This window comes from Pseudomonas sp. HAR-UPW-AIA-41 (assembly GCF_002304225.1).
GTDB lineage: Bacteria > Pseudomonadota > Gammaproteobacteria > Pseudomonadales > Pseudomonadaceae > Aquipseudomonas.
On the sequence record NZ_NSLB01000028.1, the window covers coordinates 1 to 449 of the forward strand.

Genomic DNA, 449 nt, shown 5'->3' on the forward strand with positions numbered 1-449 from the left:
AGGTGATGCCGTTAATTGATGCGAATAAGCTACCAGAAGCATTGAAGGTGTCGGCGCCAATTTTGGGAGAGGGCTCGCAGAAGCTGGTCGTTTTCTCAAAGGATAATGCCAAAAAAATTGACAAGCAAATTGTAAGTGAAATCGAGCAGATGAATGCGAGTGGTGATTTCATTTTTATTTTGACAACTATTGTTGTTGTTGTCAGTCTGATTGTCGGTGCGGTGCTTGCGTTTGTGTTCGCAAGGAGGTCCATGCTTCCATTGATCGGTTGAAAGAATTGGGTGTGACCGATGCGGAATTTGTCCAGTTTGAAAAGGACTTTGTGGCGTGGGAGCAGGCGATTGATGAGCAGGTGATGCCGTTAATTGATGCGAATAAGCTACCAGAAGCATTGAAGGTGTCGGCGCCAATTTTGGGAGAGGGCTCGCAGAAGCTGGTCGTTTTCTCAA

The 449-nt window shown here is 46.1% G+C and carries 1 protein-coding gene; it reads left to right on the top strand.

The annotated features are described in order from the left end of the window. On the top strand, positions 1 to 272 hold a 272-nt coding region (locus CK486_RS18135; protein ID WP_218192114.1), incomplete at its 5' end, for a hypothetical protein. Between the last annotated feature and the right edge of the window lie 177 nt (positions 273 to 449).